The 25,401-nt window shown below is 66.4% G+C and carries 25 protein-coding genes; 18 read left to right on the plus strand and 7 right to left on the minus strand.

From position 1 onward, the window contains the following. Nucleotides 1-83 precede the first annotated feature (83 nt). From GL284_RS00465 to GL284_RS00510, 10 genes are all read left to right on the plus strand, one after another. Nucleotides 84-1,451, plus strand: a complete 1,368-nt coding sequence (locus GL284_RS00465; RefSeq protein ID WP_155042686.1) for a YcjX family GTP-binding protein — start codon at nucleotides 84-86, stop codon at nucleotides 1,449-1,451. Between the two features lie 10 nt (nucleotides 1,452-1,461). Then, nucleotides 1,462-2,625 carry a YcjF family protein gene (locus GL284_RS00470; RefSeq protein WP_155042687.1) on the plus strand — a complete coding sequence of 388 codons (1,164 nt, stop codon included), beginning with the start codon at nucleotides 1,462-1,464 and terminating at the stop codon, nucleotides 2,623-2,625. An 83-nt stretch (nucleotides 2,626-2,708) separates the two neighbouring features. After that, the gene (pbpC, locus tag GL284_RS00475; protein WP_155042688.1) at nucleotides 2,709-4,760 is read left to right on the plus strand and encodes a penicillin-binding protein 1C; all 2,052 of its coding nucleotides are present in this window, start codon (nucleotides 2,709-2,711) and stop codon (nucleotides 4,758-4,760) included. Nucleotides 4,761-4,827: 67 nt separating this feature from the next. Then, nucleotides 4,828-5,253 carry an alternative ribosome rescue aminoacyl-tRNA hydrolase ArfB gene (arfB, locus tag GL284_RS00480; RefSeq protein ID WP_155042689.1) on the plus strand — a complete coding sequence of 142 codons (426 nt, stop codon included), beginning with the start codon at nucleotides 4,828-4,830 and terminating at the stop codon, nucleotides 5,251-5,253. Between the two features lie 58 nt (nucleotides 5,254-5,311). Next, the gene (locus GL284_RS00485; RefSeq protein ID WP_155042964.1) at nucleotides 5,312-5,716 is read left to right on the plus strand and encodes an NUDIX hydrolase; all 405 of its coding nucleotides are present in this window, start codon (nucleotides 5,312-5,314) and stop codon (nucleotides 5,714-5,716) included. Next, nucleotides 5,716-7,149, plus strand: coding sequence for an inorganic phosphate transporter (locus GL284_RS00490; RefSeq protein ID WP_155042690.1), 1,434 nt, complete (start codon nucleotides 5,716-5,718; stop codon nucleotides 7,147-7,149). Before GL284_RS00485 ends, GL284_RS00490 begins: the two co-directional genes overlap by 1 nt. A 137-nt stretch (nucleotides 7,150-7,286) precedes the next feature. Then, on the plus strand, nucleotides 7,287-7,754 hold the full coding sequence (locus GL284_RS00495) for a low molecular weight protein-tyrosine-phosphatase (protein WP_155042691.1): 468 nt from the start codon (nucleotides 7,287-7,289) through the stop codon (nucleotides 7,752-7,754). 42 nt (nucleotides 7,755-7,796) lie between these two features. After that, on the plus strand, nucleotides 7,797-8,267 hold the full coding sequence (smpB, locus tag GL284_RS00500) for an SsrA-binding protein SmpB (RefSeq protein WP_155042692.1): 471 nt from the start codon (nucleotides 7,797-7,799) through the stop codon (nucleotides 8,265-8,267). Nucleotides 8,268-8,340: 73 nt separating this feature from the next. After that, nucleotides 8,341-9,204 carry a 3-mercaptopyruvate sulfurtransferase gene (sseA, locus tag GL284_RS00505; protein ID WP_155042693.1) on the plus strand — a complete coding sequence of 288 codons (864 nt, stop codon included), beginning with the start codon at nucleotides 8,341-8,343 and terminating at the stop codon, nucleotides 9,202-9,204. Continuing rightward, nucleotides 9,204-10,388 carry an amino acid aminotransferase gene (locus GL284_RS00510; protein ID WP_155042694.1) on the plus strand — a complete coding sequence of 395 codons (1,185 nt, stop codon included), beginning with the start codon at nucleotides 9,204-9,206 and terminating at the stop codon, nucleotides 10,386-10,388. Before sseA ends, GL284_RS00510 begins: the two co-directional genes overlap by 1 nt. Before the next feature lie 88 nt (nucleotides 10,389-10,476). Here the strand turns inward: GL284_RS00510 and GL284_RS00515 are convergent, their stop codons facing one another. Genes GL284_RS00515 through ubiA form a run of 3 tightly spaced genes read right to left on the minus strand, consistent with a single transcriptional unit; the run spans nucleotide 10,477 to nucleotide 14,246 of the window. Next, nucleotides 10,477-10,806 carry a hypothetical protein gene (locus GL284_RS00515; RefSeq protein ID WP_155042695.1) on the minus strand — a complete coding sequence of 110 codons (330 nt, stop codon included), beginning with the start codon at nucleotides 10,804-10,806 and terminating at the stop codon, nucleotides 10,477-10,479. A gap of 35 nt (nucleotides 10,807-10,841) precedes the next feature. After that, nucleotides 10,842-13,235: an OmpA family protein gene (locus tag GL284_RS00520; RefSeq protein ID WP_155042696.1), complete on the minus strand. Its 2,394-nt coding sequence runs from the start codon at nucleotides 13,233-13,235 to the stop codon at nucleotides 10,842-10,844. 60 nt (nucleotides 13,236-13,295) lie between these two features. After that, entirely contained in the window at nucleotides 13,296-14,246 is a 951-nt protein-coding gene (gene ubiA / locus GL284_RS00525) for a 4-hydroxybenzoate octaprenyltransferase (protein ID WP_155042697.1), read from the minus strand. Between the two features lie 15 nt (nucleotides 14,247-14,261). Between ubiA and GL284_RS00530 the strand changes: the two genes are divergently transcribed. Beyond that, nucleotides 14,262-14,981, plus strand: coding sequence for a 16S rRNA (uracil(1498)-N(3))-methyltransferase (locus GL284_RS00530; protein WP_155042698.1), 720 nt, complete (start codon nucleotides 14,262-14,264; stop codon nucleotides 14,979-14,981). Nucleotides 14,982-15,220: 239 nt separating this feature from the next. Then, nucleotides 15,221-15,412 carry a DUF1127 domain-containing protein gene (locus tag GL284_RS00535; protein ID WP_155042965.1) on the plus strand — a complete coding sequence of 64 codons (192 nt, stop codon included), beginning with the start codon at nucleotides 15,221-15,223 and terminating at the stop codon, nucleotides 15,410-15,412. Nucleotides 15,413-15,569: 157 nt separating this feature from the next. Here the strand turns inward: GL284_RS00535 and GL284_RS00540 are convergent, their stop codons facing one another. Next, nucleotides 15,570-16,442 carry a 50S ribosomal protein L11 methyltransferase gene (locus tag GL284_RS00540; RefSeq protein WP_155042699.1) on the minus strand — a complete coding sequence of 291 codons (873 nt, stop codon included), beginning with the start codon at nucleotides 16,440-16,442 and terminating at the stop codon, nucleotides 15,570-15,572. Then, complete coding sequence (msrA, locus tag GL284_RS00545; protein WP_155042700.1) at nucleotides 16,443-17,027, minus strand: peptide-methionine (S)-S-oxide reductase MsrA; 585 nt, start codon at nucleotides 17,025-17,027, stop codon at nucleotides 16,443-16,445. It abuts the gene before it with no gap. A 105-nt stretch (nucleotides 17,028-17,132) separates the two neighbouring features. Between msrA and GL284_RS00550 the strand changes: the two genes are divergently transcribed. Beyond that, nucleotides 17,133-18,113, plus strand: coding sequence for a P1 family peptidase (locus GL284_RS00550; RefSeq protein ID WP_155042701.1), 981 nt, complete (start codon nucleotides 17,133-17,135; stop codon nucleotides 18,111-18,113). A gap of 195 nt (nucleotides 18,114-18,308) precedes the next feature. Then, complete coding sequence (locus GL284_RS00555) at nucleotides 18,309-19,781, plus strand: NAD-dependent succinate-semialdehyde dehydrogenase (RefSeq protein ID WP_155042702.1); 1,473 nt, start codon at nucleotides 18,309-18,311, stop codon at nucleotides 19,779-19,781. Nucleotides 19,782-19,832: 51 nt separating this feature from the next. Here the strand turns inward: GL284_RS00555 and GL284_RS00560 are convergent, their stop codons facing one another. Continuing rightward, on the minus strand, nucleotides 19,833-20,588 hold the full coding sequence (locus GL284_RS00560) for a DUF1013 domain-containing protein (RefSeq protein ID WP_155042703.1): 756 nt from the start codon (nucleotides 20,586-20,588) through the stop codon (nucleotides 19,833-19,835). 161 nt (nucleotides 20,589-20,749) lie between these two features. Between GL284_RS00560 and GL284_RS00565 the strand changes: the two genes are divergently transcribed. From GL284_RS00565 to GL284_RS00575, 3 genes are all read left to right on the plus strand, one after another. Further along, nucleotides 20,750-21,403 carry a ribonuclease T2 family protein gene (locus GL284_RS00565; protein WP_155042704.1) on the plus strand — a complete coding sequence of 218 codons (654 nt, stop codon included), beginning with the start codon at nucleotides 20,750-20,752 and terminating at the stop codon, nucleotides 21,401-21,403. Nucleotides 21,404-21,530: 127 nt separating this feature from the next. After that, the gene (locus tag GL284_RS00570) at nucleotides 21,531-22,007 is read left to right on the plus strand and encodes a hypothetical protein (protein ID WP_155042705.1); all 477 of its coding nucleotides are present in this window, start codon (nucleotides 21,531-21,533) and stop codon (nucleotides 22,005-22,007) included. A 228-nt stretch (nucleotides 22,008-22,235) separates the two neighbouring features. Then, complete coding sequence (locus tag GL284_RS00575; RefSeq protein WP_155042706.1) at nucleotides 22,236-22,454, plus strand: hypothetical protein; 219 nt, start codon at nucleotides 22,236-22,238, stop codon at nucleotides 22,452-22,454. A gap of 64 nt (nucleotides 22,455-22,518) precedes the next feature. Here the strand turns inward: GL284_RS00575 and GL284_RS00580 are convergent, their stop codons facing one another. Then, on the minus strand, nucleotides 22,519-22,833 hold the full coding sequence (locus tag GL284_RS00580) for a TM2 domain-containing protein (RefSeq protein ID WP_155042707.1): 315 nt from the start codon (nucleotides 22,831-22,833) through the stop codon (nucleotides 22,519-22,521). 157 nt (nucleotides 22,834-22,990) lie between these two features. On the opposite strand from GL284_RS00580, the gene pheT reads away from it, so the two are divergent. After that, nucleotides 22,991-25,378: a phenylalanine--tRNA ligase subunit beta gene (gene pheT / locus GL284_RS00585; protein WP_155042708.1), complete on the plus strand. Its 2,388-nt coding sequence runs from the start codon at nucleotides 22,991-22,993 to the stop codon at nucleotides 25,376-25,378. The last annotated feature ends 23 nt before the right edge of the window (nucleotides 25,379-25,401 follow it).

The following is a 25,401-nucleotide window of genomic DNA, read 5'->3' on the forward strand; positions in this document are numbered from 1 at the left end:
CCCGCCGGACCTTCGGCATCTGAAACCCTACACATCGCCTTCGGCGTTGCATATCTTGGCCCGGTATAAGCACGAGGGACGTGATGGGTATCGCCGATGATCTGATGCAGGGGCTGGGCTTGTCGGACCCGGTGATCCGACTGGGGGTCACGGGACTGTCCCGCGCGGGCAAGACGGTGTTCATCACCTCGCTGGTGGCGAACCTTCTGGACCGGGGGCGGATGACCGCGCTGCGGGCGGCGGCGGATGGCAGCCTGAAGGCGGCGTGGCTGCAACCTCAGCCCGACGATACCGTGCCGCGTTTCGATTTTGAACGCCATCTGGCGGCGATGACCGGCCCGGACCCGCATTGGCCCGAAGGCACGCGCCATGTCAGCCAGTTGCGCCTGTCGTTGCGGATCCAGCCGCGCGGGCTGATCGCGGGCTGGCGCGGCCAGCAGGTGCTGCATCTGGATATCGTGGATTATCCCGGCGAATGGCTGCTGGATCTGCGGCTGATGGATCGTGATTTCGCGCAATGGTCCGACGAGGTGCTGGACCGCATGCAGGGCCGCCCCGGCGCCGATGATTTCCGTGCCGCGCTGGCCGCCGCCCCGCGCGATCGGTTCGATGAAAGCGGTGCGCAGGTTCTGGCCGCCGCCTATACCCGGCATCTGCATGTCGCGCGGGATGCGGGCTGGTCGGACTGCACGCCGGGACGCTTCCTGATGCCGGGTGAGCTGGAAGGCTCGCCCGCGCTGACCTTCACGCCGCTGCCTGCAGAGTTGCGCGACACCGCCACAGGGCGCGAATTCGCGCGCCGCTTCGGGGCCTACAAGTCGCGCGTCGTGCGGCCGTTCTTTCGCGATCATTTCGCCCGCATCGACCGGCAGGTGGTGCTGATGGATGTGCTGGGCGCGATCCATGCCGGCCCGCAGGCGGTCGAGGACATGCGCCGCGCCATGGCCGACATCCTGACCGCCTTCCGGCCCGGTCGCGCGGGCTGGCTGGCGCAGATCCTTGGCACGCGGCGGGTCGAACGCATCCTGTTTGCCGCCACCAAGGCCGACCACCTGCACCACCTGCAGCATCCGCGCCTGACCGCGATCACCGGCGCCATGCTGCGCGAGGCGCGCGACCGCGCCGATTTTTCCGGCGCCCGGACCGAGGCGATGTCCATCGCCTCGCTGCGCACCACCACCGAAGAGGTCATCCGGCAGGAGGGCGAGGACCTGCCCGCCGTGCGCGGCACGCTGATGGACGGACGGCAGGCCGCCTTCTATCCGGGCGAATTGCCGGAAAACCCCGCCGAATTGCTGGTGCCTGCCAAAGAGGGCGCGGCCAACTGGCTGGGCGGCGATTACGCCATCATGGATTTCGCCCCCGCCGCCAGCACCATGCGCGCAGGTGACGGACCGCCGCATATCCGGCTGGACCGGGCGGCGGAATTCCTGATCGGCGACCAGATATAAGGAGCGCGCCATGAGCGAGAACGGAAAACGCCGCGGCCCGGTCCTGATCGAGATGGGAACCCCCGAGGAACCGCCCCGCCGCAGCCCCGGCCCGGTGCTGGACGCCCCGGTGATGCCTGAGACGCCGCCCCGCCCCGACGAGGCCGCGCGCATGGATGCACCACGGCAGGACGAACGCGCGCGCCGCGCGCCGCGCGAGGCGGGGGGCGACATCCCCTCGCCCGCCGATGCGCCGATGATCGACGACGGGTTGCAGGCGGTGCTGCCCGAGCCGCGCACCATGCAGCTTGTGCAGCGGCTGGTGGGCAAGGGGCCGTCGCCGATGACGCGGTTCTTCATCAATACCGGGGTGGCGCTGTTCACCTTTCTGCTGTCGGTTTCGGCGCTGCGCTATCTGTCGAACCTGATGAACACCTATCCTCTGCTGGGCTTTGTCGGCTTTGCGCTGATGGTGCTGTTCTGCATCGCGGCACTTGGCATGGCCTGGCGCGAATACCGGGCATGGGCGCGGTTCGGCGCGATCGACGGCATCAACCGGGCAGCGGGGGCGGCCATGGCCTCGGGCGATGTGAAGGCGGCGCAGGATGTGGTGGGCAAGCTGGAGCAGCTATATCGCGCGCGGCCCGAGCTGGAATGGGGCCGCGGCAGGCTCGCGCAGCGCAAGGCCGAGGCCTATGACGCGGTGACGCTGATTTCGGTGGCCGAGGCCGAGTTGCTGGCGCCGCTGGATCAGCAGGCCCGGCGCGAGATCGAGGCGGCGGCCCGCACCGTTGCCGCCGCCACGGCGCTGATCCCGCTGGCACTGGCCGATGTGATTGCGGCCTTGGCGGCGAACCTGCGCATGATCCGCCGCATGGCCGAGATCTATGGCGGGCGCGCCGGGGCCGTCGGCGGCTGGCGGCTGGCCCGCACCGTCATGACGCATCTGGTGGCGACCGGCGCGGTCGCGGCGGGCGACGATCTGATCCATACGGTCGCGGGCGGCGGGATTCTGGCCAAGGTCTCGAAACGGTTCGGCGAGGGGGTGGTGAACGGCGCGCTGACCGCGCGTGTGGGCATCGCCGCGATGGAGGTCTGCCGCCCGCTGCCCTTTGTCCAGCAGCCGCGCCCGACCGTGGGCAATCTGATCGCGCGCGGGCTGAAGGGGCTGTTTGGCGACGACGCGGCGAAGTAGCCGCCGGTGGCTGCGGTCGCATGGGTATTTGGAAAACAAGGAAACCGGGTGCTTTGCGGCCATCTTCGGCGTATTGATGCGGCATGACTTCGCGCCGTCTTGCCCTGTCGATTGCCGTTGCCGTTCTGGTGCTGGGTCTGGGCGCCGGGCTGCGCGACCGTTTCGACCGCTGGGTGGCGTTGACCGAAATGCCGGTGCTGGATGTGCCGGTCGGGGTCGAGGTGCTGGCCCGCGACGGGTCGCTGTTGCGGGCGTTTCAGGTGGCCGACGGGCGCTGGCGGCTGGATGCCGGCCCGGTCGATCCGCTGTTTCTGGACATGCTGATGCTGTGGGAGGACCGGCGCTTTGCCGATCACAGCGGCGTCGATCTGCGCGCCGTGCTGCGGGCGGGGCTGCAGGCCGCGCGGCATGGGCGGGTCGTGTCCGGCGGCTCGACGCTGAGCATGCAGGTGGCGCGGCTGATCGAGCAGGGGCCGGTCGGGCAATGGCCGGGCAAGCTCCGGCAGATCCGGCTGGCGCTGGCTTTGGAGCGGCGGCTGGACAAGCGTCAGATCCTGCAGCTTTACCTGCGGCTGGCGCCCTATGGCGCGAATGTCGAGGGCATCCGCGCCGCCAGTCTGCAATGGTTCGGCAAGGAGCCGCGCCGCCTGTCGCCCGCGCAGGCGGCCTTGCTGGTCGCCTTGCCGCAATCGCCCGAGACGCGGCGGCCCGACCGTTTTGCGGCTGCCGCTTTGGCCGCGCGCAACCGCGTGCTGGCGCGGGCTGCCGAGGCGGGGCTGATCTCGCAGGACGATGCGAAGGCCGCCATGGCCGAGCCCGTGCCGCGGATGCGCCGCGCCTTTCCTGCCCATGCGCCTTTGCTGGCCGCCCGGCTGATGCGCGAACATCCCGGCGCCACGCGGATCGAGACGACCATCGATTTGCGGCTGCAGCGGCGTGCCGAGGATCTGGCCTCGCGCGCGGTCAGGGGTGCGGGGCGGCGCTTGTCGGCGGCGATCGTGCTGGCCGATCACCGCAGTGGCGAGATACTGGCCGAAGTCGGCGCGGCGGACTGGACGGATGGCGGCTCGGCCGGGTTCGTCGACATGACGCGGGCATGGCGCAGTCCGGGATCGACGCTGAAGCCCTTTGTCTATGGGCTGGCCTTCGATGATGGTCTGGCCCATCCAGAGACGCTGATCGAGGACCGCCCGACCGCCTTCGGGCGCTGGCAGCCGCAGAATTTCGATCACATGTTCCGGGGCACGGTCAGCCTGCGCAATGCGCTGATCTGGTCGCTGAACATCCCTGTCGTGAAGCTGGCCGACGCCTTGGGACCGAACCGCGTGGCGCAGGTGCTGGCGCGGGGCGGCATCACGCTGCGGCTGCCGGGCGAGGCTCCGGGGCTTGCCCTGGTGCTGGGCGGGGGCGGCGTGACGCTGGAGGGTCTGGCGCAGGGCTATGCCGCGCTGGCGCGGGGCGGACAAGGGATCGCGCTTACGGCCCTGCCGGGGGCGGCAGCGCCCCTGCCCGCGCGCATGTTCGGGCGCGGCGCGGCGTGGCAGGTGGGCGATGTGCTGGCGCAGAACCCGGCCCCGCATGGCGCGCGGCTGCGGCCGATGGCCTATAAGACCGGCACATCATACGGGCATCGCGATGCCTTGGCGGTGGGCTATGACGGCGCGCATGTCGGCGCGGTCTGGCTGGGGCGGCCCGACGGCACGCCGGTGCCGGGGGCCTTTGGCGGCGATCTGGCGGCGCCGGTGTTGTTCGATCTGTTCGACGCGCTGCCATCGGTGGCGCTGCCCCCGCCGCCGCCGCAGGTGCTGACGCTGCCCAATGCCGCCCTGCCCTTGCCGCTGCGCCGCTTTACCCCGCCGGGTCAGGCCAGTGCCGCAGTCCAGCGTCCCGCCGCGCCCGATGCGCTGCGGCTGACCTATCCGCCCGACGGGGCCGAGATCGACACGCGCGGGCCGCTGATTGCCAAGGCGCAGGGCGGGCGCGGCCCATGGACCTTTCTGCTGAATGGCGCACCGCAGACAATTGCAACTGCCGAGCCGCAGACCAGCCTGCCCAATCCGGGCCCGGGATTTGCGCAACTGACGGTCATCGACGCCGACGGAGCCGCCGCAACTGCTGCAATCAGGCTGCACTAACGGTATTTTCAGGTGCGTTAACCCTTTTGACCCTTTTCCATGTCCGGTTTTGCGTCATATTCCCGACATGTTGCGCATAAACGAAACCGTCGCCCTTGAAGAATGGGAATTGTCCGAACATTTCACCCGGTCTCAGGGACCGGGCGGGCAGAACGTGAACAAGGTCGAGACGGCCGTGGAACTGCGTTTCGAGGCCGAGCGTTCTCCGCATCTGCCACCACCGGCAAAGACGCGACTGCGCCGCCTTGCAGGCCGGCGCTGGACGCAGGATGGCGCGGTCCTGATCCGCGTCGAGGAAACACGCAGTCAGGCGCGCAACCGCGACATCGCACGCGAGCGGCTGGCCGAACTGATCCGCGAGGCGCTGGTTGCGCCGCGCAAACGCATCCCGACCCGGCCGACCCTTGGCAGCAAGCGTCGGCGACTGTCGGCCAAGACCCAACGGGGCGAAATAAAGACCCTTCGTGGCAAGGTTCACGAGAAAGAGGAGTAGAGTGACGCAGCATTTTCGCGATATCTTCGCAAGGCTGATCGGCCGCAGGCCGCCGGAAATGCAAGTTGCCGCTTTGTGCCTGCAGGCAGAGACCGGCAATGTGCTTCTGATCACCAGCCGGGGCACCGGTCGCTGGGTCGTGCCCAAGGGCTGGCCCATGTCCGGACGCAGCCTTGCCCAGGCCGCCAAGCAGGAAGCATGGGAAGAGGCCGGCGCGCAAGGAGAGATCGCCGAAGCCGAGATCGGCACCTATCGCTATGACAAGGTTCAGGATCGCGGCTTTGCGATTCCGGTCGAGGTGCGCGTCTATCAGATGGATGTCAGCGCGCTTGCCGACGAATTTCCCGAACAGGATCAGCGCAAGCGGCGTTGGTTCGGCCCGGCACGCGCGGCCGAACTGGTGGCCGAGGACGGGCTGAAGAAACTGCTGCGCGCGCTTCCAGCTGCCGCCGAGAAGGTCTGATGACGCGCGACAACCGCGATTACCGCATCCTTGACAAGGATCTGGGACGGCTGAGCAATGCCGACCATGCGCGGCTGGTATCAGGGCAGCCGGTGTTGCGGCTGGGGATCGCGCTGATCTTTGTGGCGGCGGTCGCGGCTTTTTCCGCAGGTGCGCTGGCGCAGCAGCCGGTGATCGGGATGACGGCGGCGGCCCTGGCGCTGGCGCTGTATCTGGCGCTGTCGATCGGGGCCAATGACGTGACGAATTCGCTGGCTCCGGCGGTCGGGGCCGGGGCCATCGGCATCGGGACCGGGCTGGCGATGGTTGCGGTCATGGAGATCGCGGGCGCGGGCATCGCGGGCGGTGGCGTGATGCGGACGTTGACGCAGGGGCTGATCGGCGACGCCTATGCCACGGCCAGCCCGACGCCGCGCATGATGCTGGCCGCGCTGACTGCCGCCGCGACCTGCATCAGCATCGCGACATGGCTGAACGCGCCGGTCAGCACCACGCATTCCATCGTCGGCGCCATCGCGGGCGCGGGCGTCGCGATTTTCGGCATCAATGCGCTGAACCTGCCCGCGCTGGCCACGGTTGCCTTGGGCTGGGTCGTGTCGCCCATTCTGTCGGGATGTCTGGCGGCGCTGCTGCTGGCCAGCATGCACCGTCACATGCTGGACAAGGACGACCCCATCCCCTCGGGCCGGCGCTGGCTGACCGGGCTGATGGGCGTGACCGCAGGCGCGCTGGCGCTGTTTGCCGGGATCGAATGGCACGGGGCCAGCTGGACTGCTGTGGCGCTGCTGGCGGTCGTCTTTGCGGTGCTGTTCGCGGCCTATACGCATTATGAGCTGGGCCGCCAGATCGCTCAGGGACAGGGCAGCGACAAAGAGTCTGTCGGGCTGAAGCGGCTGCTGGGCATGCCGCTGATCGTCACCGCGATCATCATGAGCTTTGGCCATGGCGCGAACAGCGCGGCCAAGGTTGCGGGACCGCTGATGATCGCGCTTGGCGGTATCGGACCCGAGGGGCAGACGCCGCTGTCGGCCTTTACCGTGCTGCTGCTGGCGGGGCTGGGCATCGCCATGGGCGTGATGCTGTTTGGCGGCCGCCTTGTGCATATGGTCGGCAGCAAGATCACGCAACTGAACCCGGCGCGGGCGCTGTGCGTCACCCTGGCCGCGTCGCTGACGGTGCTGCTGTGCACGGCGCTGGGGCTGCCGGTCTCGACCACGCATATCACCGTGGGCGGCGTCTTCGGAGTCGGCGTCTATCGCGAATGGCGCGACCGGCTAAGGGTCAGAAAGCGCGCCCCCATGCCCGGACCGGAACAAGAGCGGCGCGAGCTGGTGCGCTGGTCCTATGTCCAGCGCATTCTGGGCGCGTGGGTCATCACCGTGCCCGTCAATGCCGCCGTCGCGGCCCTGCTGGTACTGATGATCGGGGCCTGAGCCGCGCCACCTGTCTGCGCGGGCGTCACTGCGGCTTTGGATTGCCCCTTCACATGGCCGTGACCGGTTGCCTTCGCGGCGGCGTGAAGTAATTTGAAACCGTCAGGCAAGCCGATGCCTGTCGAATGAGGGAAAACATGCAAAAATCATCGGTTCTGTTCGTTTGTCTGGGCAATATCTGCCGCTCGCCTTTAGCCGAGGGGGCCATGCGCGCCGCCGCGCTGGACAAAGGTGCCGACATCCGCATTGATTCCGCTGGCACCGGCGACTGGCATGTCGGAAGCGAGCCTGACCGCCGGGCGCAGGCCGTGGCGGCGCAGAACGGCATCGACATCTCGCGGTTGCGGGCGCGGCAGGTGCGTCCGCAGGATTTCCGCGACTTCGACCATATCGTCGCCATGGATGACAAGAACCTGTCGGACCTGCGCAGCGTCGCCCCCGCCGATGGCCGGGCGGAACTGTCGCTGCTGCTGGATCACGTCGTGGGCCGCGAAGGCCAATCCGTCACCGATCCCTATTTCGGCGGCACGGCGGGGTTTGACACCACATGGCAGGATGTCTGCGCGGGCGTGCAGGCGCTGCTTCCCAAGCTGGTTCGGCGCTGAAATCTTTACTTTACGGTCGGGCGGCCCTATCTCTGCCCGATCATGGCCACCAAGACCGACACCAATTACAAAGTCATCGCCGAAAACCGCCGGGCGCGGTTCGATTACTTCATCGAGACCGATCTTGAGGTCGGCATTGTCCTGACCGGGTCCGAGGTGAAAAGCCTGCGCACCGGCCAGTCGAACATCGCCGAAAGCTATGCCTCGGTCGAGGATGGCGAATTGTGGCTGATCAACGGCTATATCGCCGCCTACAAGCAGGCAGGGGTTTTCGGCCACGAAGAACGCCGCAAGCGCAAGCTGCTGGTGTCGCGCAAGGAACTGGCGCGGCTTTGGCAGGCGATCGGGCGCGAAGGCATGACGCTGATCCCGCTGGTGATGTATTTCAACGATCGCGGCAAGGTGAAGCTGAAGATCGGCGTGGCCAAGGGCAAGAAGAACCACGACAAGCGCGAAACCGAAGCCAAGCGCGACTGGGGCCGCGAGAAACAGCGGCTTCTGAAGCACGGCTGAGCCTTCCACCATTGCAGCGCCCTGCCGCTGGCGTTAGACGGGTGACGCTTTTGCGTCAGTCGGGGGGCAGCACATGGCAAATGATTCCGATGATCCCAGAACGCTGGTCTCGACCGAATGGCTGGCGGCGCATCTGAACGATCCGGATCTGCGCGTGCTGGATGCGACGTGGTTTCTGGATCCCAAGGGCCGCGACGCCCATGCGGAATATGAGGCCGCGCATATTCCCGGCGCGCGTTTCTTCGATCTGGACGCGATTTCTGACAAGCGCAGCGATCTGCCGCATATGGCGCCTCCGGTCGAGCTGTTCATCAGCCGCATGCGCGCCATGGGCATCGGCGACGGGCATCAGGTCGTCATCTATGACAATTCGCCCCTGCATTCGGCGAACCGGGTCTGGTGGACCTTTCGCCTGATGGGCAAGGTCAATGTCGCCGTGCTGGACGGCGGTTTCGCCAAATGGCGCGCCGAGGGCCGCCCGGTCGAAGACCTGTGCCCGATCATGCGCGACCGCCACATCACCGTGCAGCGTCAGGCGGCGCTGGTGCGCGACGTAACGCAGGTGGCGGCCGCCAGCAAGCTGGGCAGCCATCAGATCCTTGATGCGCGTGCCGCCGAGCGGTTCCGTGGCGACGCGCCCGAGCCACGCCCTGGCCTGCGGGCCGGGCATATCCCCGGATCGCTGAACCTGCCATGGCAGCAGCTTTTCAACGACGACGGCACGATGAAGCCCGCAGACGATCTGCGCGCGGTGTTTCAGGCCGCGGGCGTCGATCTGGCGCGCCCGGTCATCACGACCTGCGGATCGGGCGTGACGGCCGCATCGCTGATGATGGCGCTGGCGCGCATCGGCCATGCCGATCATTCGCTTTACGACGGAAGCTGGGCCGAATGGGGCAGCTTCCCGGATCTGAAAATCGCAACCGGAGACGCATGATGCTGGGCAATCTGAAACCGCAGGCCCCCGACAAGATTCTGGCCCTGATGGGCGAATTCCGCGCCGACAGCCGCCAAGGCAAGATCGACCTTGGCGTCGGCGTCTACAAGGATGCGACCGGCCACACGCCGATCATGCGCGCGGTTCTGGAAGCCGAAAAGCGGATGCTGGAAACCGAAACCACCAAAAGCTATGCCGGTCTGGCGGGCGAGCCCGACTTCCAGAAGGGCATGGCCAGCATGATCCTTGGCGCGGGCTACAAGGCGGACACCACCGCCGCGCTGGCGACCGTGGGCGGCACCGGCGCCATCCGTCAGGCGCTGGAACTGGCGCGCATGGCCAATCCCGATCTGCGGGTCTTTGTCAGCGATCCGACCTGGCCCAACCATATCACCATCATGAATTTCATGGGCGTGGCGCAGGTCAGCTATCGCTATTTCGACAATGCCAGCCGCTCGGTCGATTTCGACGCGATGAAGGCCGATATCTCGGCGGCGAAAAAGGGCGATGTGGTGCTGCTGCATGGTTGCTGCCACAACCCGACCGGCGCCAACCTGACGCTGGAGCAATGGGCCGAGGTCGCGCAGATCCTTGAGACGACCGGCGCGATCCCCCTGATCGACCTTGCCTATCAGGGGTTCGGCGACGGGCTGGAGGAAGACGCCGCAGGCACGCGGCTGATCGCCTCGCGGCTGCCCGAGGTGCTGATTGCCGCATCCTGTTCCAAGAACTTCGGCATCTACCGCGAACGCACCGGCATTCTGCTGGCGCTGTGCCCGGATGCGGCGACGAAGGATCTGGCGCAGGGCGCGATGGCCTATCTGAACCGCCAGACCTATTCCTTCCCGCCCTTCCACGGCGCCAAGATCGTCTCGACCATCCTTGGCGATGACGCGCTGCGCGCCGACTGGCAGGCCGAGCTTGAGGATGTGCGCGGCGGCATGCTGCGCCTGCGCGAACAGCTGGCGCGCGAATTGCGCGACCTGTCGGGGTCGGACCGCTTCGACTTCATCGCCCAGCATCGCGGCATGTTCTCGCGTCTGGGGGCCACGCCGGAACAGGTGGCGAAGATGCGCGATCAGTTTGCGATCTACATGGTCGGCGATTCGCGGCTGAACATCGCCGGTCTGAACGACCAGACCGTGCCGGTTCTGGCGCGCGCGATCATCGAAGCGGGCGTCTGAGGCCTCTCAGATCATGCGAAAGGCCCGGTCAGCGCGACCGGGCCTTTTTCGTGCGGGGCCTTTTTCATGCGGGCCATGGTTGCCGCCGTTATGTCTTGGCCAGCTTGCGGTCGATATAGTCGCGCAATTCCTCGATCTCGGTCTGGCTTTCGGCCAGTTGATCCTGCGCCGCGCGCAATTCGGATTCGGTCGTGCCCAGTTTCGCGACAAGATCCGCCTCGCGCTCTTCAAGCTCGGATACGGCCTTGTCGCGGGCTTCCTCGGCCTCGTGCAATTGCTGGGCCATGCTTTCCAACTCGCCCATCTCGGCGCGGGTGACGCGGGACAGGCGGTGGATCAGCCAACTGGCGAACCAGCCCAGAATGAAGGCGGCGAACAGGATGATCGCGGTGGCGATGATGAATTCGTTGCGGTTCATGGGCGCGTTTCGGTTTTCCAAACGGTGAACATGGGTCAGTCCGCCTCGGCACCCGAGGGGGCGTTATCAGCGGCATCTGCGGGCGCGTCAACGGGCGTGTCGGCGGGCGTGTCGGCGGGCGTGTCGGCGGGCGTGTCAGCAGGCGGGGCCACGGCAAGTCCCGCAGGCAGCGTGGCGGCGGTGGCGGCATCCAGCACGGTCTGCAGGGCCGGAAGCGTGGCAGCGATCGCCGCCGAGCCGGGCGCAGCACTGGCCGCGACCGCGCCCGTCACCACCTGCACCGAGGGGCTGGTGGCGGCATGGCTCGCGGCTTCGGGGTCGTTTTCCGGCGCGGCCTCGTTATTGTCGGGGAAGGCCACCTCGGCCGCCGGGATGGTCAGCGCGTCATGGATCCGCGTCAGCAGATCGCCGTCCAGCGCCGCGATGGCCGGCAGCGTCGAGGCCGTGGCCAAGGGCAGCGCCGCTTCGGGCGAAGGCGCATCGGGCATCACCAGCCGCAAGGCCAGCGTCGCGGCCTCGGTCGCCTCGACAAGCGCGCGTTCGGCCACCACCTCGGCGCTGTCGGTGACGCCGGTGACTTTCTCGGCGGGGGCCGGGGTTTCGGTCACGGCAGGCTGATCGGCCAACAGCGTGAATTCGATGCGCCGGTTCGCCTCGCGTCCCGCATCGGTGTCGTTATCGGCGATGGGCTGGCTTTCGCCATATCCCTTTGACACCACATAGGTCATGTCCACGCCATGGTCGCGCAGCGCATCGACAATGGCCTGCGCGCGGTCATGCGACAGGCGGGCGTTCATCTCTTCGCCGCCCTGACTGTCGGTATGGCCGCCGATCTCGATCCGGTAATCGCCGCAGTCGCGCATGACGGCGGCGATGCGCTCCAGCGTCTCGGTCGGATCGCCGGCAATGACCGACTTGCCCGGCTCGAAGCCGATTTCGGATTCCTTCATGGCGACGTTCAGCCGGTCCACGCATTCCTCGCCCGAGGGCAGCGCCAGCAGCGGGTCCAGCTTGCGGTCATAGCGGATCGCCAGTTCATAGCGCGCGCCCGCGCCCAGACGCTGCGACAGCCGCGCCGCAGCCGCGTCCGAGGCGCGCTGATTGCCCGACACCCCGGTCAGCCGGATCAGGTCCGGGCCGACCGTCACGCGCCCGCTGTCCAACCCATCCAGCGCCTCGATCGCGGCGATGCTGCGCAGCGTCCAGCCTTCGGGCACATCCGGGTCCAGCCGCAGCGCGCTGTCCACATCGCCAAAGCGCGACCGGGCCAGACTTTCGACCGCCTCGCGCATGCGGTCGTCGCCGATCCGCCCGCGCAGCGTCACCTGTCCGGCGCTGACCGAGGCCGAAAATTCCGCCGGGCCCTGCGGCGTTTCGGATTTCTGTTCGTGCTGGGCGCTCAGGGTAAAAGCCGGGGGCAGCGCGCCCTCCAGCCGGCCCACGACCTCATCGAAGGTGGCGGTGGGCACATCGGCGGGCGTGATCAGCGCCACATCGGTATCCGACAGCGTGACCGAGCCCGCCCCCAGCGCCGCCACGGCATCGATGGCGTGGCTGGCGGCATCGGCCCACAGACCGCTGGGCGCGCCAAGGCCCAGCGTGCATTGCGGCTGGCCCGTCGCCCCGGCCTGCAGGGCGGCCTGAAGGATGCGGTCGCGCGCCGCTTCGGTATCGGCGGCGCAGGCATCGAAGCGCGCGCCCTCGGCATCCTTGACAAAGCGCAGGGTAAAGGGCGCGATGACCGGGCGCGGCGCGGTGATCTCGGCGGTCAGCGTCACGCCTGCGGGCTTGGCGCGGTCCAGCGCCAGTTCCAGATCATGCTTCTCGGCGGGGCTGTCGGTGACGGCGCGCACCGTGACCGCCCCCGGCGCGACCGAGATCTTGGCCCGGCGCGCCAGTTCCGCCGCCTTGATCGCAAAGCCATAAGCAGCGTTCCAGCCTTCGGGAACGGGATAATCCGCCGTTTCGACCAAGTTGCTGACCGTGCCGTTGCCGACCTGCCGGCGCAGGGCGTTGGCGATTGCGGCGCGGTCCATGGCGGCGGGCACCAGCCCGATGACCGACAGGCCCTGATCGTTGCGCAGGATCTCGATCTCGAAGCTGGGCGGGGTCAGGCTTTCGCGCGCGGCGACCTGCATCTGATCGACGACGCGGCCTTCCTCGACCACGGTTGCGGCGCGGGTCTTGGCGCGAAAGCGCATCACCTCGTCGGGGGCGGTGCCGGTCAGGCGGACCTGCATCCCGTCGGTCTGGACCTGCACCCAGTCATATCCGCCTTGCTGCAACGCCTCGGTCACATCCTGCAGCGATCGCGTCTCCAGAAAATCCGCAGCAGCGCGGGCGCCCAGAAAGGACAGGCCACCGGCGGCAATCAGGGCAAGCAGGCTGGCCACCAAGGCAGAGCCGCGGCGCGATCCAGAATTGGCCATCGGGGAACCTTGGGCAGTTTCGGACCCGCTGTCAGTAACGCTGCGGCGGCGATTGTGCAATCAGACCAGCCCCGCCAAAGCAAGAAACAGCGCAACCAGCAGACCGGCATCGCGGTTGGCCCGGAACAGCCGCAGGCAGCCCGCGCTGTCAGTCATGTCGAACTGCTTGAGTTGCCACGCAAGATGCGCCGCAAATGCCGCGATCCCGACAAAGGCCAGCAGCAAGGACAGCCCCGAAGCGCCCGTCGCCAGCACCGACAATGCCAGCAATGTGACCGCGCCCGCACCGAAGCCCATCAGCCATTTCTTCGAATCGCGACCGAACAGGCGGGCGGTGGATTTCACCCCGATCAGCGCATCGTCCTCGGCGTCCTGATGGGCATAGATCGTGTCGTAAAAGATCGTCCAGCTGATCCCCGCCAGCCAGGCCAGAAACGGCGCGGGTGCGACATTGCCCATATGCGCCGCCCATGCCAGCAGCGCGCCCCAGTTGAAGGCCAGCCCCAGAAACACCTGCGGCCACCAGGTGAAGCGCTTGGCAAAGGGATAGATCGCCACCAGAGCCAGCGATGCGACGCCCAAAAGGATCGCCGCCCCGCCCAGCGTCAGCAGGATGACAAAGGCCGCCAGCGCCTGCGCCACCATCCAGACCACCGCGCCCTTGACCGTGACCTGCCCCGAGGGAATGGGCCGCGACCGCGTGCGCGCCACGCGCCCGTCGATGTCGCGATCGGTGATGTCGTTCCATGTGCAGCCCGCGCCCCGCATCAGGAACGCGCCCAGCAGGCAGGCCAGCGCGATCCACAGATCGCGCAGCGTCGGCCGGTCGGCCATGGTCGCCAGTCCGATCCCCCACCAGCAGGGCAGCAGCAGCAGCCATGTGCCGATGGGCCGGTCGGCCCGCGACAGGCGCAGCCACGGCCGCCAGTCCTGCGGGGCATGGCGATCCACCCAGTTATCGGCGGGGGCATCGGCGACGGATGCGTCTGGCGTCTGGCGGTCGGTCTGCATATCCTGCGCCCCATCATGGCAAAAATCAGGCTTTTCATAGATCACCCGCTGGCGTCAGGACAAGGCATCGCTCTGAATGCCGATCAGGCGCATTACCTGTCCTCGGTCATGCGCCAGCAGCCGGGCGACGACATCCTGCTGTTCAACGGGCGCGATGGTGAATGGCTGACCCGGATTCAGCGGCTGGCCAAGCGCAATGGCGATGTCGTGGCGCTGGAACAATCCGCACCGCAGCTTGATCCGCCCGACCTGTGGCTGATCTTTGCGCCGATCAAGAAGGCCCGCACCGATTTCATCGTCGAAAAGGCCGCCGAGATGGGCGCGGCACGCATCATGCCGGTGCAGACCGACCACACCAATTCCGAACGCATCCGGCAGGACCGCCTGCAGGCCCATGCGGTCGAGGCCGCCGAACAATGCGGCGGCACCTTCGTCCCCGAGGTCACGGATCTTGCGCCGCTGTCGCGGCTGCTGGACGGCTGGGACGGCACGCGCCGCATCCTGTGGGCAGATGAGGCGATGGCCGGTCCCGCGCAGGTGCTGGCAGGGCTTGCGCCCGGTCCCTGGGCGATTCTGATCGGCCCCGAAGGCGGCTGGTCAGAATCAGAGCGCAAGCGGCTTCGGACCATGGAATGTGTCACCCGTATGGCACTTGGCCCCCGGATCCTGCGGGCGGACACCGCCGCTGTTGCAGCCATGTCACTGTGGCAGGCGGCGCTGGGGGATTGGCGCTAGGGATCACCTCGGCTTTTCAGCAATTTTTCAGCGCAGAAATCATCCAATTCGATGCCGGATTGCTGCAAAGCCCAAAAACACGCCGCAAACAGCAAAAGGTTAAGAAAAACCGCGCCTTATGCGTGCGCTGCATAGCTGGGATACCGGCCACGCTCGTAGAGTTTTCATTCTGCCCGGACTATATGCTTGTCATCAAGAAAACAGCCCGATTGCAGGGCAATATCAGACAAGGTGACATGATGTCGGCAATTGACACGAACCGCGTCCTCGCCGGGACGAACTCTTTTGGTTTTGTCGCGAAAACCCTCGCGATCCTGACCGCTTGGAACGATGCTCGCGTGACCAAGAACGCACTGAACCGCCTGACCGACCGCGAACTGGACGATATCGGTCTGTGCCGCGGTGACATCGAACTGATCGCCCGCCGCTAAGCGCGCATCTGTTCGGACTGCCCATTGAAAAGGCCCCATCGGGATAACCGGCGGGGCCTTCTTCTTGTTCTGCCTTCTTGTTCTGCCAAGTTTTCCGGCAGGTCAGGCAGGCGGGGTCAGGCCGGCGGTATCGCCGACCTTGCCAAGGGCTAAGCTGTCAGGCGCCGCGCGTGACCACCAGCGTGGACCATTCGCCGTAATCATCGCGCCGCTCAAGCTTCAGACCGCCTGCGGCATAGGCGGCGGTGACCTCATCGGCCTGCGTCGTCAGGATGCCCGACAGGATCGCCCGCCCGTCCGGCGCGACATAGCGCGCCATATCCGGCACAAGGTCGATCAGCGGCTGTTTCAGGATGTTGGCAAAGACCAGATCAAAGGGCGCGGCGCCTTCGATCAGCGGATGGTCAAAGCCCACCGCCTCGACGCATTCCACGCGCCCGCCCAGACCGTTCGCGATGACATTGGCCTGCGCCACATCGACGGCCTGCGGGTCGATATCGCCCGCCAGCACCGTGACGGGGAACACCCGCGCCGCCGCCATCGCCAGAACGGCGGTGCCGCAGCCGACATCGACGATGCGCGACGGCTGCCAGCCCGCATCGACCAGCCGGTCCAGCGCCAGCAGGCAACCTTTCGTGGTGCTGTGATGCCCGGTACCAAAGGCCATGGCCGCCTCGATCAGCAGCGCCTCGGCGCCTTCGGGCACTTGCTCGGCGTCGTGGCTGCCATGGACGAAGAACCGCCCGGCCTCGACCGGGGACAGCTCGCGCTTCACATGGGCGACCCAATCCACCTCGGGCAGTTCCGAGATGACGAAGGGATCGGCGCCCTGCGACATGGCGATCAGCGCCAGCGCGACCTCATCGGGAGCCTCGTCGAAATACAGGCCCACTTCCCAGCGGTCCGAGCCGTCCTCGATCTCAAAGACGCCGCTGCCCACGGGTTCGGGGGTCAGATCCTCGCCCAGCTCGGCCAAGGCCTCGGCGGCGTCGCGGCAAAGCGTATGGGTCAGCGCGGTCCATGTGGGCATTCAGATTTCCTCGGCAATATCCGTCAGCGGCGCCTGTACGCCGGTGCCGCGCAGCCCGCAATAGCCGTCGGGATAGCGGTCCAGATATTGCTGGTGATCCTCATGCGCGGGATAGAAGGGCGTGGCGGGCACGATCTCGGTGGTGATCGCCTTGAAGCCCTCGACCGCCAGCCGGTTGCCGTAATCGGCCTTGGACAGTTCGGCGGCGTTCTTCTGGTGCTGCGTCGTATACATGATGACGCTGCGATATTGCGAGCCGACATCATTGCCCTGCCGGTTGCCCTGCGTCGGGTTGTGGTTTTCCCAAAACACCTGCAGCAGCCGCTCAAAGCTGATGCGGCTGGGGTCGAACACCACGCGCACCACCTCGGCATGGCCGGTCGAGCCTTCGCAGACCTGCTTGTATGAGGGGTTTTCGACATGCCCCCCGGCAAAGCCCACCTCGGTCATCCAGACGCCGTCAAGCTGCCAGAACAGGCGTTCGACGCCCCAATAGCAGCCCATGCCAAAGATCACGGTTTCAAACCCCTTCGGCGCGGCCTCATCCATGGGCCGGTCGAAGATGCGATGCATGACAGTGCTCATGTTTCTGTCCTTTCAAAGCTGTTCCCCCAGATTTAGGGGCCGCATTCCGCTTGCGCAACGCCGCAGGGCGGGCGACGGTTCGCGCAGCCTGCAAAAGGAGCCGCGATGCGCCCCGGTCCGATGAACCTGATTACCGACATTCACGGGCTGCGCGTGGGCAATGCGCGCGATGACCTGCTGCGCTCGGGCGTCACGGTGCTGACGGGCGACGCGCCGCTGATCTGCGGGGTGAATGTCATGGGCGGCGCGCCGGGGACGCGGGAAACCGACCTGCTGGCGCCGGACAAGATGGTGCAGGGCGTCGATGCGCTGGTGCTGTCGGGCGGATCCGCGTTCGGGCTGGCGGCCTGCGACGGCGTGGCGGCCGGGCTGCGGGCGGCGGGGCGCGGCTTTCCGGTCGGGCTGGTGCAGGTGCCCATCGTGCCGGGCGCGATCGTCTTTGATCTGCTGAACGGCGGCGACAAGGACTGGGACGACAATCCCTATCCGGCGCTTGGCCGCAGCGCCTTTGACACGGCAGCACGCCGCTTCGCCATCGGCAGCGAGGGCGCGGGCACAGGCGCGATGACGCATCGCCTGAAAGGCGGGCTGGGCTCGGCCTCGGCGGTGCTGGATTGCGGCATCACCGTCGGCGCGCTGGTCGTCGTCAACGCGCTGGGATCGGCGACCGTGGGCGACAGCCGCCATTTCTGGGCCGCCCCGTGGGAAATGCAGGGCGAGTTTGGCAATCTTGGCCCCGCCCCCCGTCACGATCCGGGGCGCGAGCCGCTGCTGGCGAAACGTCTGGGCGAGGCCACGACCATCGCCATCGTCGCGACCGATGCCGCGCTGGACAAGGCGCAGGCGCACCGGATGGCCACAGCGGCGCAGGACGGCATGGCCCGCGCCATCGTTCCCAGCCACACGCCCTATGACGGCGATCTGGTCTTTGCGGCCTCGACCGGGGCAAAGCCCCTGCCCGATCCTGCGGTGACGCCATTTCTGCTGGGACATGCTGCAGCGGTGACGCTGGCCCGCGCCATCGCCCGCGGCGTTTATGCGGCGGCCCCGCGTCCGGGCGATCTGCAACCCTGCTGGCGCGCATAAAGAAAGGGGCAGCGGGAGAGAGATCCGCCACCCCTTAAGTCTGTCTACGCCAAGAGGGAAAAGCCTGACGTTTCTTCTCAACGCCGCGACCCGGCTTTGGGTTCATCACAATTTCCGTGATCGTCCTCTGCCTTGCGTTGGGCAAACAAAACGCGCAAGCCTGCTGGCATCCGGCAAAGAACAAGGACTCAGGCGATGAACACGCACGCGACCGACCTTAAGATGCTGCTGAAAGATCCCTCGCTTCTGGAAACCCGCGGCTATGTGGCAGGTGTCTGGATTCAGGCGGATGATGGCGCGACCTTCGATGTGGTGAACCCGGCGCGGGGCGACGTGATCGCCAAGGTGGCCGATCTGGGCGTTGCCGAAACCCGCCGCGCCATCGCCGCTGCGGATGACGCGATGAAGGGCTGGGCCGCGCGCACCGCCAAGGAACGCGCGCAGATCATGCGCAAATGGTTCGATCTGATGATGGAAAATCAGGACGATCTGGCCCGCATCCTGACCGCCGAGATGGGCAAGCCGCTGGCCGAAGCCAAGGGCGAAATCGCCTATGGCGCCAGCTTCATCGAATGGTTCGGCGAAGAGGCCAAGCGCATCTATGGCGAAACCATCCCCGGCCATCAGCCCGACAAGCGCCTGACGGTGCTGAAACAGCCCATTGGCGTCGTAGGCTCTATCACGCCGTGGAACTTCCCCAATGCGATGATCACCCGCAAATGCGCGCCGGCGCTGGCGGCGGGCTGCGGCTTCGTGGGGCGTCCCGCCTCGGAAACGCCGCTGTCGGCGCTGGCCATGGCGGTTCTGGCCGACCGCGCGGGAGTGCCCAAGGGGCTGTTCAGCATCGTGCCCTCCTCGAAAGCGTCCGAGATCGGCAAGGAGTTCTGCGAAAACCCGGTGGTGCGCAAGCTGACCTTTACCGGATCCACCAATGTCGGGCGCATCCTGCTGCGTCAGGCCGCCGATCAGGTGATGAAATGCAGCATGGAACTGGGCGGCAACGCGCCCTTCATCGTCTTTGACGATGCCGATCTGGATGCCGCCGTGGATGGGGCGATGGCGTCGAAATTCCGCAACAATGGCCAGACCTGCGTCTGCGCCAACCGCATCTATGTGCAGGCGGGCGTCTATGATGCCTTTGCCAAGAAGCTGGCGGCGGCAGTGGACAAATTGAAGGTCGGCGACGGCATGACCGAAGGCACGACCACCGGCCCGCTGATCAGCGAAAAAGCCGTGGAAAAGGTGCAGGACCACATTCAGGACGTGCTGGATGGCGGCGGCTCGGTCCTGACCGGCGGCAAGCCGATGGAGGGGCTGTTCTTTGAACCCACCATCGTCACCGGCGTCACCCAGGACATGAAGGTCGCAACCGAGGAAACCTTCGGCCCGCTGGCCCCGCTGTTCAAGTTCGACACCGAGGACGAGGTGGTCACCTGGGCCAATGACACGATCTTCGGGCTGGCCGCCTATTTCTATGCCCGCGATGTCGGCCGCATCACCCGCGTGCAAGAGGCGCTGGAATACGGCATCGTCGGCGTGAATACCGGCATCATCTCGACCGAGGTCGCGCCCTTCGGCGGCATCAAGCAATCCGGCCTTGGCCGCGAAGGTTCGCGCCACGGGATCGAGGATTACCTTGAAATGAAATATGTCTGCCTGTCGATCTAAGGCAGCGGGCAAAAAAAAACCCCGAAGCGGCGCTTCGGGGTTTTCGCATTCTCAGCGGCGGTTGTCGTCGTCTTCGTCGTCGTCATCCGCTTCGGGCAGGTTGAAGAAGCTGTCGGCGTCGTATTCCTTTTTCGGCGCCTCATCTTCTTCGTCCTTGGTCAGGCTGAAATTCTCAAGCCCGGCAATCGAGGACGGCATCCGCGGCTCATCCGACATCGAGAGCGAGGTCTCGGTGGACAGCAGCTTGCGGCGTTCGTCATCGGTCATCGACCCGCCTTCGGCGGCCTTGCGCTTGGCGGCCTTCTGCACGGCGGCGTCCAGTTCGGACTGACGGCACAGCCCCAGCGCAACCGGGTCGATCGGCAGGATGTTCTGGATGTTCCAATGCGTGCGCTCGCGGATCGAGGCGATGGTCGGCTTGGTCGTGCCGACCAGTTTCGCGATCTGCGCATCGGCCAGTTCCGGGTGGAACTTCACCAGCCACAGGATGGCGGCGGGGCGGTCCTGACGCTTGGACAGCGGCGTGTAACGCGGGCCACGGCGCTTTTCCTCGCCTTCGGCGGCGGGGTTGTGCTTCAGACGCAGCTTGTAGCGCGGATCCTTCTGACCCTTCTCGATCTCGGTCTGGTCCAGCTGGTTCGAGCCGACCGGGTCAAAGCCCTTGACGCCGGCTGCCACGTCGCCATCGGCAATGCCCTGCACTTCCAGTTCGTGCATACCGCAGAAATCACCGATCTGCTTGAAGCTCAGCGTCGTGTTATCGACCAGCCAGACGGCGGTGGCGCGGGCCATCAGCGGCTTGTTCATGACCTTCTCCTTAACAATATCTTCTTCGGCCGGGAAAACGGCTTTTGGCGGGCGCCATTCCATTTTCAGGGGGGATTGACCGCCTGTATAGGCGCTTGCGCGATGCAGATAAAGCCTGAATCTCGTGGCGCGGGGCGGACGGCCCGGCTAGGGTCCGGGCCATGCGATTCCTGTCTGCCCTTCTGGCGCTTGCCCTGCCCGCCTTTGCCCAGCCCGTCTTTGTCCAGCCCGTCTTGGCGCAGGATGTCGCCGGGCGCTTTGACTATTACCTGCTGTCGCTCAGCTGGTCGCCCAGTTGGTGCGATGCGCAGGGCCGCGCGCAGCGGTCCGAGCAATGCGAGCCCGCCCGCAAGCTGGGCTTCACCGTCCACGGGCTGTGGCCACAATACGAAAACGGCTGGCCCGAGGATTGCACCACCCGCGCGCGCGACCCCTCGCGCCGCGAAAGCCGCGACATGGCCGATATCATGGGCACATCCGGGCTGGCATGGTATCAGTGGAAAAAGCACGGGCGCTGTTCGGGCCTGTCAGCGCAGGATTATTTCGCCCTGACGCGGCAGGCGACGCAGGCTGTGGCTATTCCGGAAATCCTGACCCGCGTGGGCCGCGACGTGACGCTGCCCGCCAAGGTCATCGAGGATGCCTTTCTTGAGGCCAATCCCGACATGACACGCGATGGCATCACCGTCACCTGCCGCGACCGCGCCCTGCAAGAGGTCCGCATCTGCCTGACCCGCGATCTGCAGCCGCGTGCCTGCGCGCCCGATGCCGCCCGCGATTGCCGTGGCACGATGCTGCTGCCCGCGCCGGAATAACCCGCCCGGAGCGACATCCGGCGAAACCCTGCCACACACAGCGCCACACACGGCCATGTCATGTTGATCCGTCACGCGGCCCGGCTATCCTGCCCGCGAACCGCGACCCAACAGCACCCGAGGCAGCATGTCACAGACCCAAAGCGCCCTTCCGACCTATGCCATGGCCTTCCTTGCCTCGATCAGCCTGTTTGGCATGGTCGATGCGAACCACGGCGCCAGTGGCATCGCAGCCGCCGTGACGCAGGCCTATCTGCTGCCGGTGCTTGGCATTGCCGCCGCGATGTTTCTGGCGCTGACCGTCATGCTGCTGGCCCGCGCGCATCTGCGCCCGCAAAGCTGGACCTCGGAGGCAGCCGAGCGCCGGCTGCGCGACATCGGCCTTGCCGCCATCTGTTACTTCGGGCTGCTGGCGCTGCTGGGCTATGTCTGCGGCCTGATCGCGCCGGACTGGTTCGGCGGTGTCGCCAGCACGCTGACGCGATTCTGGCCGTGGCTGCTGGCCCTGCCCTGTCTGGCGCTTGGCGCGCAAGCCAGCCGCAACAAGCCCGGCTGGCTGACCGCCGGGGCGGTTTTCGTGACCATGGGGTTTTTCGCCGCCTGACCCACCAAGCGGCGGCATCTGCGCATCAAGCGTCTGAATTGTAAAAACAAAAACAGCCGAGCCGCACCACATCCCACCTACCCATTTGGACAGCTTCATATCGGCGGGTATTTGGCGCTAAAACACACCTGTAGCGAGTAACCGGGCAGGCAATGTGTCGCAGGCCCATGTTTTTCAAGATATGTTTTCAACGAGTACGCTGTTTTTTGATTACGTGGTAGGATGGTTATGAAAGACGATCTGGTGAAGCGTCTGGCCCGTGCAATGGCCGGACTTGACGGCAAGAATGCCGAATTCGAAGCAAGCGCCGCAAATCCTCAGCAAGACCTGCGCGACCAGACATTCTCGCGCTATATGTTCCGCGCGGAAGAAGTCATGCGCCGGTCGGGTCTTGTGCATGACCTGCATGAATTGCGGTTGCGTTCGGACGCGGCGGTTGCGGCCTGAACACCAGTGACATCGCATGCCCGCGCGTCATCGACGCGCGGGCATTCGCATTGCGGATCAGGGGTCAGTAACGCAGGTCCGATCCCAGACGGCGGCGGATGTCGTCCTTGTCCTCTTGGACCATACCGGGGATCAGGAACAGGTCGATGATGTTCCAGATGCCGACCAGCGCGACCAGCGGCCAGCCGATCAGGATGGGCGCGGTCAGCCAGCCCACACCCCACATCGCCAGCATCACGAAGCCGCTGATCCAGCGGCCCAGATACATCCGGTGCAGGCCGAACCCCCAAAGAAAGATCGCCAGCAGATAGGCGACCAGCGGCGATTTCGCGTCGTTGGCGACCCGTTGCTCGATCAGAAGTTCTCTTTGGTTGTCCATGGCCCCTTGCCCTTGTTTCACGTCCTTGAAGATAGGAACTTCCCGCGCCCGCACAAGATCGGCAGGCCGCCCGCTATTTGGTGCGGTGTGGTGTGGGACCCTACCAATTCACGCCGCCATGCGCTAAGTCAGCGCCAAAGCTTTCGGGAATGCGCGCATGAAATTCACCCTCTCCTGGCTCAAGGAGCATCTGGACACCCAAGCCTCGCTGGATCAGATCACCGAGGCGCTGACCGATCTTGGCCTTGAGGTCGAGGGCGTGACCGACCCGGCGGGCAAGCTGAAAGCCTTTCGCCTTGCCAAGGTGCTGGAGGCGACGCAGCATCCCGATGCCGACCGGCTGCGCGTCTGCCGCGTGCTGACCGATCAGGGCGAAACCCAGATCGTCTGCGGCGCGCCCAATGCCCGCGCGGGCATCACCGTGGTGCTGGCCAAGCCCGGCGATTACGTTCCCGGCCTTGATGTGACGCTGGGCGTCGGCAAGATCCGCGGCGTCGAAAGCTTTGGCATGATGGCCTCGGAACGGGAACTGGAGCTGTCGGACGAACATAACGGCATCATCGAACTACCCTCGGGCGAGGTCGGCGATCTGTTCGTGGACTGGCTGGCCGCGAACCGCCCCGAGGCGGTCGATCCGGTCATCGAGATCAAGATCACCCCCAACCGCCCCGACGCCCTTGGCGTGCGCGGCGTGGCGCGCGATCTGGCCGCGCGCGGCCTTGGCACGCTGAAAGCGGAAAAGACCGCGACCGTGCCCGGCAGCTTCTCCAGCCCCATCAAGGTGGTGATCGCCCCAGAGGTTGCGCAGGACGTGCCGTTCTTCTCGGGCCGGGTCATTCGCGGCGTGACGAACGGCCCTTCGCCCGCATGGCTGCAACAGCGGCTAACGGCGATCGGTCTGCGGCCGATCAACACGCTGGTCGACATCACCAATTTCTTCACCTTCGACCTGAACCGCCCGCTGCACGTCTTTGACGCGGCCAAGGTCAAGGGCGATCTGGTGGTGCGGCCTGCCGCTGCGGGCGAAAGCCTGCTGGCGCTGGACGGCAAGACCTATGCCTTCGCCCCCGGCATGATGGTGATTTCGGACGATAACGGCCCCGAAAGCATCGCCGGGATCATGGGCGGCGAGGCTTCGGGCTGCGACGAGGCGACGGTGGACGTGTTTCTGGAAAGCGCGTTCTGGAACCCCATCGCCATCGCCACGACCGGCCGCGCGCTGAAGATCAATTCCGATGCGCGTTACCGCTTTGAACGCGGTGTCGATCCGACCTTCACCCAAGCAGGGCTGGAACTGGCCACGCAGATGATCCTTGATCTGTGCGGCGGCGAGGCCTCCGAGGTGGTGACCGCCGGGGCCGTGCCCGACACCACCCGCAGCTATGCGCTGCAGCCCGCGCGGATCTCCAGCCTTGTCGGCATGGACATTCCCGAAGCGGACCAACGCGCGACGCTGGAGGCCCTTGGCTTCCGGTTGCAGGGCGATCAGGCCTTCGTGCCGCCGTGGCGGCCCGATGTGCAGGGCAGCGCCGATCTGGTCGAGGAAGTGGCGCGCATCGCCTCGCTCAGCCAGTTGCAGGGCCAGCCGCTGCCGCGTCCGCAGCCGGGCATCCCCGCCCCGGTCCTGACGCCGCTGCAACGCCGCGAAAGCGCGGCACGGCGGCTGGCGGCCTCGCTGGGATATAATGAATGCGTCACCTACAGCTTCATCGACGCGGCCTCGGCCACGCTGTTCGGCGGCGGACAAGAGGCGCTGCGCATCGAAAATCCGATCAGCAGCGAAATGACGCATATGCGCCCCGACCTGCTGCCCGGCCTGCTGGCGGCGGCGGCGCGCAATCAGGCGCGCGGCTTTGCCGATATGCAACTGTTTGAATGTGGCCCCGTTTTCAGCGGCGGTGAGCCGGGCGAACAGGATCTGCATCTGACCGGCATCCTTGTCGGCCAGACCGCGCCGCGCGACCCCTTCGCGTCGCGCCGCAAGGTGGACATTTACGACGCCAAGGCCGATGCCGAGGCGATCCTTGCCCAGATCGGCGCGCCCGCCAAGGCGCAGATCAACCGCAAGCTGGACGCATGGTGGCATCCGGGCCGCGCAGGCAATATCGCGCTGGGTCCGAACGCGCTGGCCAGTTTCGGCGAGGTGCATCCCAAGGTGCTGCGCCATTACGGCATCAAGGGCACGGTCGTGGCCTTTACCGTGCGCATCGCCGCCGTGCCGCTGCCGAAAACCCGCACGCCCTCGCGTCCCGCGCTGGCGCTGTCCGACTTGCAGGCAGTGGAACGCGACTTCGCCTTCGTGGTGGATGCCGGGACCGAGGCGCTGACGCTGGTCAATGCCGCCGCCGGGGCCGACAAGGCGCTGATCGAGCGTGTGACCGTCTTCGACCAGTTCACCGGGCTTGAAGGCGGCAGGAAATCCATCGCCATCACCGCCCGGCTGCAACCCAAGGACAAGACCCTGACCGATGCCGATATCGAGGCGGTCAGCGCCAAGATCGTCGAAAAGGTCGCCAAGGCCACGGGCGGCACGCTGCGCAGCTAAGCAAAAGGCCGGGCCGAAACGCC

The organism is Paracoccus shanxieyensis (assembly GCF_009711265.1).
In the GTDB taxonomy this organism is placed as follows: domain Bacteria; phylum Pseudomonadota; class Alphaproteobacteria; order Rhodobacterales; family Rhodobacteraceae; genus Paracoccus; species Paracoccus shanxieyensis.

What these genes read in the sequence shown, in the direction of transcription:
- GL284_RS00465 (WP_155042686.1), top strand. Translation starts at nt 84, where the DNA reads ATGGGTATCGCCGATGATCTGATGCAGGGGCTGGGCTTGTCGGACCCG.
- GL284_RS00470 (WP_155042687.1), top strand. Translation starts at nt 1,462, where the DNA reads ATGAGCGAGAACGGAAAACGCCGCGGCCCGGTCCTGATCGAGATGGGA.
- pbpC (WP_155042688.1), top strand. Translation starts at nt 2,709, where the DNA reads ATGACTTCGCGCCGTCTTGCCCTGTCGATTGCCGTTGCCGTTCTGGTG.
- arfB (WP_155042689.1), top strand. Translation starts at nt 4,828, where the DNA reads ATGTTGCGCATAAACGAAACCGTCGCCCTTGAAGAATGGGAATTGTCC.
- GL284_RS00485 (WP_155042964.1), top strand. Translation starts at nt 5,312, where the DNA reads ATGCAAGTTGCCGCTTTGTGCCTGCAGGCAGAGACCGGCAATGTGCTT.
- GL284_RS00490 (WP_155042690.1), top strand. Translation starts at nt 5,716, where the DNA reads ATGACGCGCGACAACCGCGATTACCGCATCCTTGACAAGGATCTGGGA.
- GL284_RS00495 (WP_155042691.1), top strand. Translation starts at nt 7,287, where the DNA reads ATGCAAAAATCATCGGTTCTGTTCGTTTGTCTGGGCAATATCTGCCGC.
- smpB (WP_155042692.1), top strand. Translation starts at nt 7,797, where the DNA reads ATGGCCACCAAGACCGACACCAATTACAAAGTCATCGCCGAAAACCGC.
- sseA (WP_155042693.1), top strand. Translation starts at nt 8,341, where the DNA reads ATGGCAAATGATTCCGATGATCCCAGAACGCTGGTCTCGACCGAATGG.
- GL284_RS00510 (WP_155042694.1), top strand. Translation starts at nt 9,204, where the DNA reads ATGCTGGGCAATCTGAAACCGCAGGCCCCCGACAAGATTCTGGCCCTG.
- GL284_RS00515 (WP_155042695.1), bottom strand. Translation starts at nt 10,806, where the DNA reads ATGAACCGCAACGAATTCATCATCGCCACCGCGATCATCCTGTTCGCC.
- GL284_RS00520 (WP_155042696.1), bottom strand. Translation starts at nt 13,235, where the DNA reads ATGGCCAATTCTGGATCGCGCCGCGGCTCTGCCTTGGTGGCCAGCCTG.
- ubiA (WP_155042697.1), bottom strand. Translation starts at nt 14,246, where the DNA reads ATGCAGACCGACCGCCAGACGCCAGACGCATCCGTCGCCGATGCCCCC.
- GL284_RS00530 (WP_155042698.1), top strand. Translation starts at nt 14,262, where the DNA reads ATGGCAAAAATCAGGCTTTTCATAGATCACCCGCTGGCGTCAGGACAA.
- GL284_RS00535 (WP_155042965.1), top strand. Translation starts at nt 15,221, where the DNA reads ATGTCGGCAATTGACACGAACCGCGTCCTCGCCGGGACGAACTCTTTT.
- GL284_RS00540 (WP_155042699.1), bottom strand. Translation starts at nt 16,442, where the DNA reads ATGCCCACATGGACCGCGCTGACCCATACGCTTTGCCGCGACGCCGCC.
- msrA (WP_155042700.1), bottom strand. Translation starts at nt 17,027, where the DNA reads ATGAGCACTGTCATGCATCGCATCTTCGACCGGCCCATGGATGAGGCC.
- GL284_RS00550 (WP_155042701.1), top strand. Translation starts at nt 17,133, where the DNA reads ATGCGCCCCGGTCCGATGAACCTGATTACCGACATTCACGGGCTGCGC.
- GL284_RS00555 (WP_155042702.1), top strand. Translation starts at nt 18,309, where the DNA reads ATGAACACGCACGCGACCGACCTTAAGATGCTGCTGAAAGATCCCTCG.
- GL284_RS00560 (WP_155042703.1), bottom strand. Translation starts at nt 20,588, where the DNA reads ATGAACAAGCCGCTGATGGCCCGCGCCACCGCCGTCTGGCTGGTCGAT.
- GL284_RS00565 (WP_155042704.1), top strand. Translation starts at nt 20,750, where the DNA reads ATGCGATTCCTGTCTGCCCTTCTGGCGCTTGCCCTGCCCGCCTTTGCC.
- GL284_RS00570 (WP_155042705.1), top strand. Translation starts at nt 21,531, where the DNA reads ATGTCACAGACCCAAAGCGCCCTTCCGACCTATGCCATGGCCTTCCTT.
- GL284_RS00575 (WP_155042706.1), top strand. Translation starts at nt 22,236, where the DNA reads ATGAAAGACGATCTGGTGAAGCGTCTGGCCCGTGCAATGGCCGGACTT.
- GL284_RS00580 (WP_155042707.1), bottom strand. Translation starts at nt 22,833, where the DNA reads ATGGACAACCAAAGAGAACTTCTGATCGAGCAACGGGTCGCCAACGAC.
- pheT (WP_155042708.1), top strand. Translation starts at nt 22,991, where the DNA reads ATGAAATTCACCCTCTCCTGGCTCAAGGAGCATCTGGACACCCAAGCC.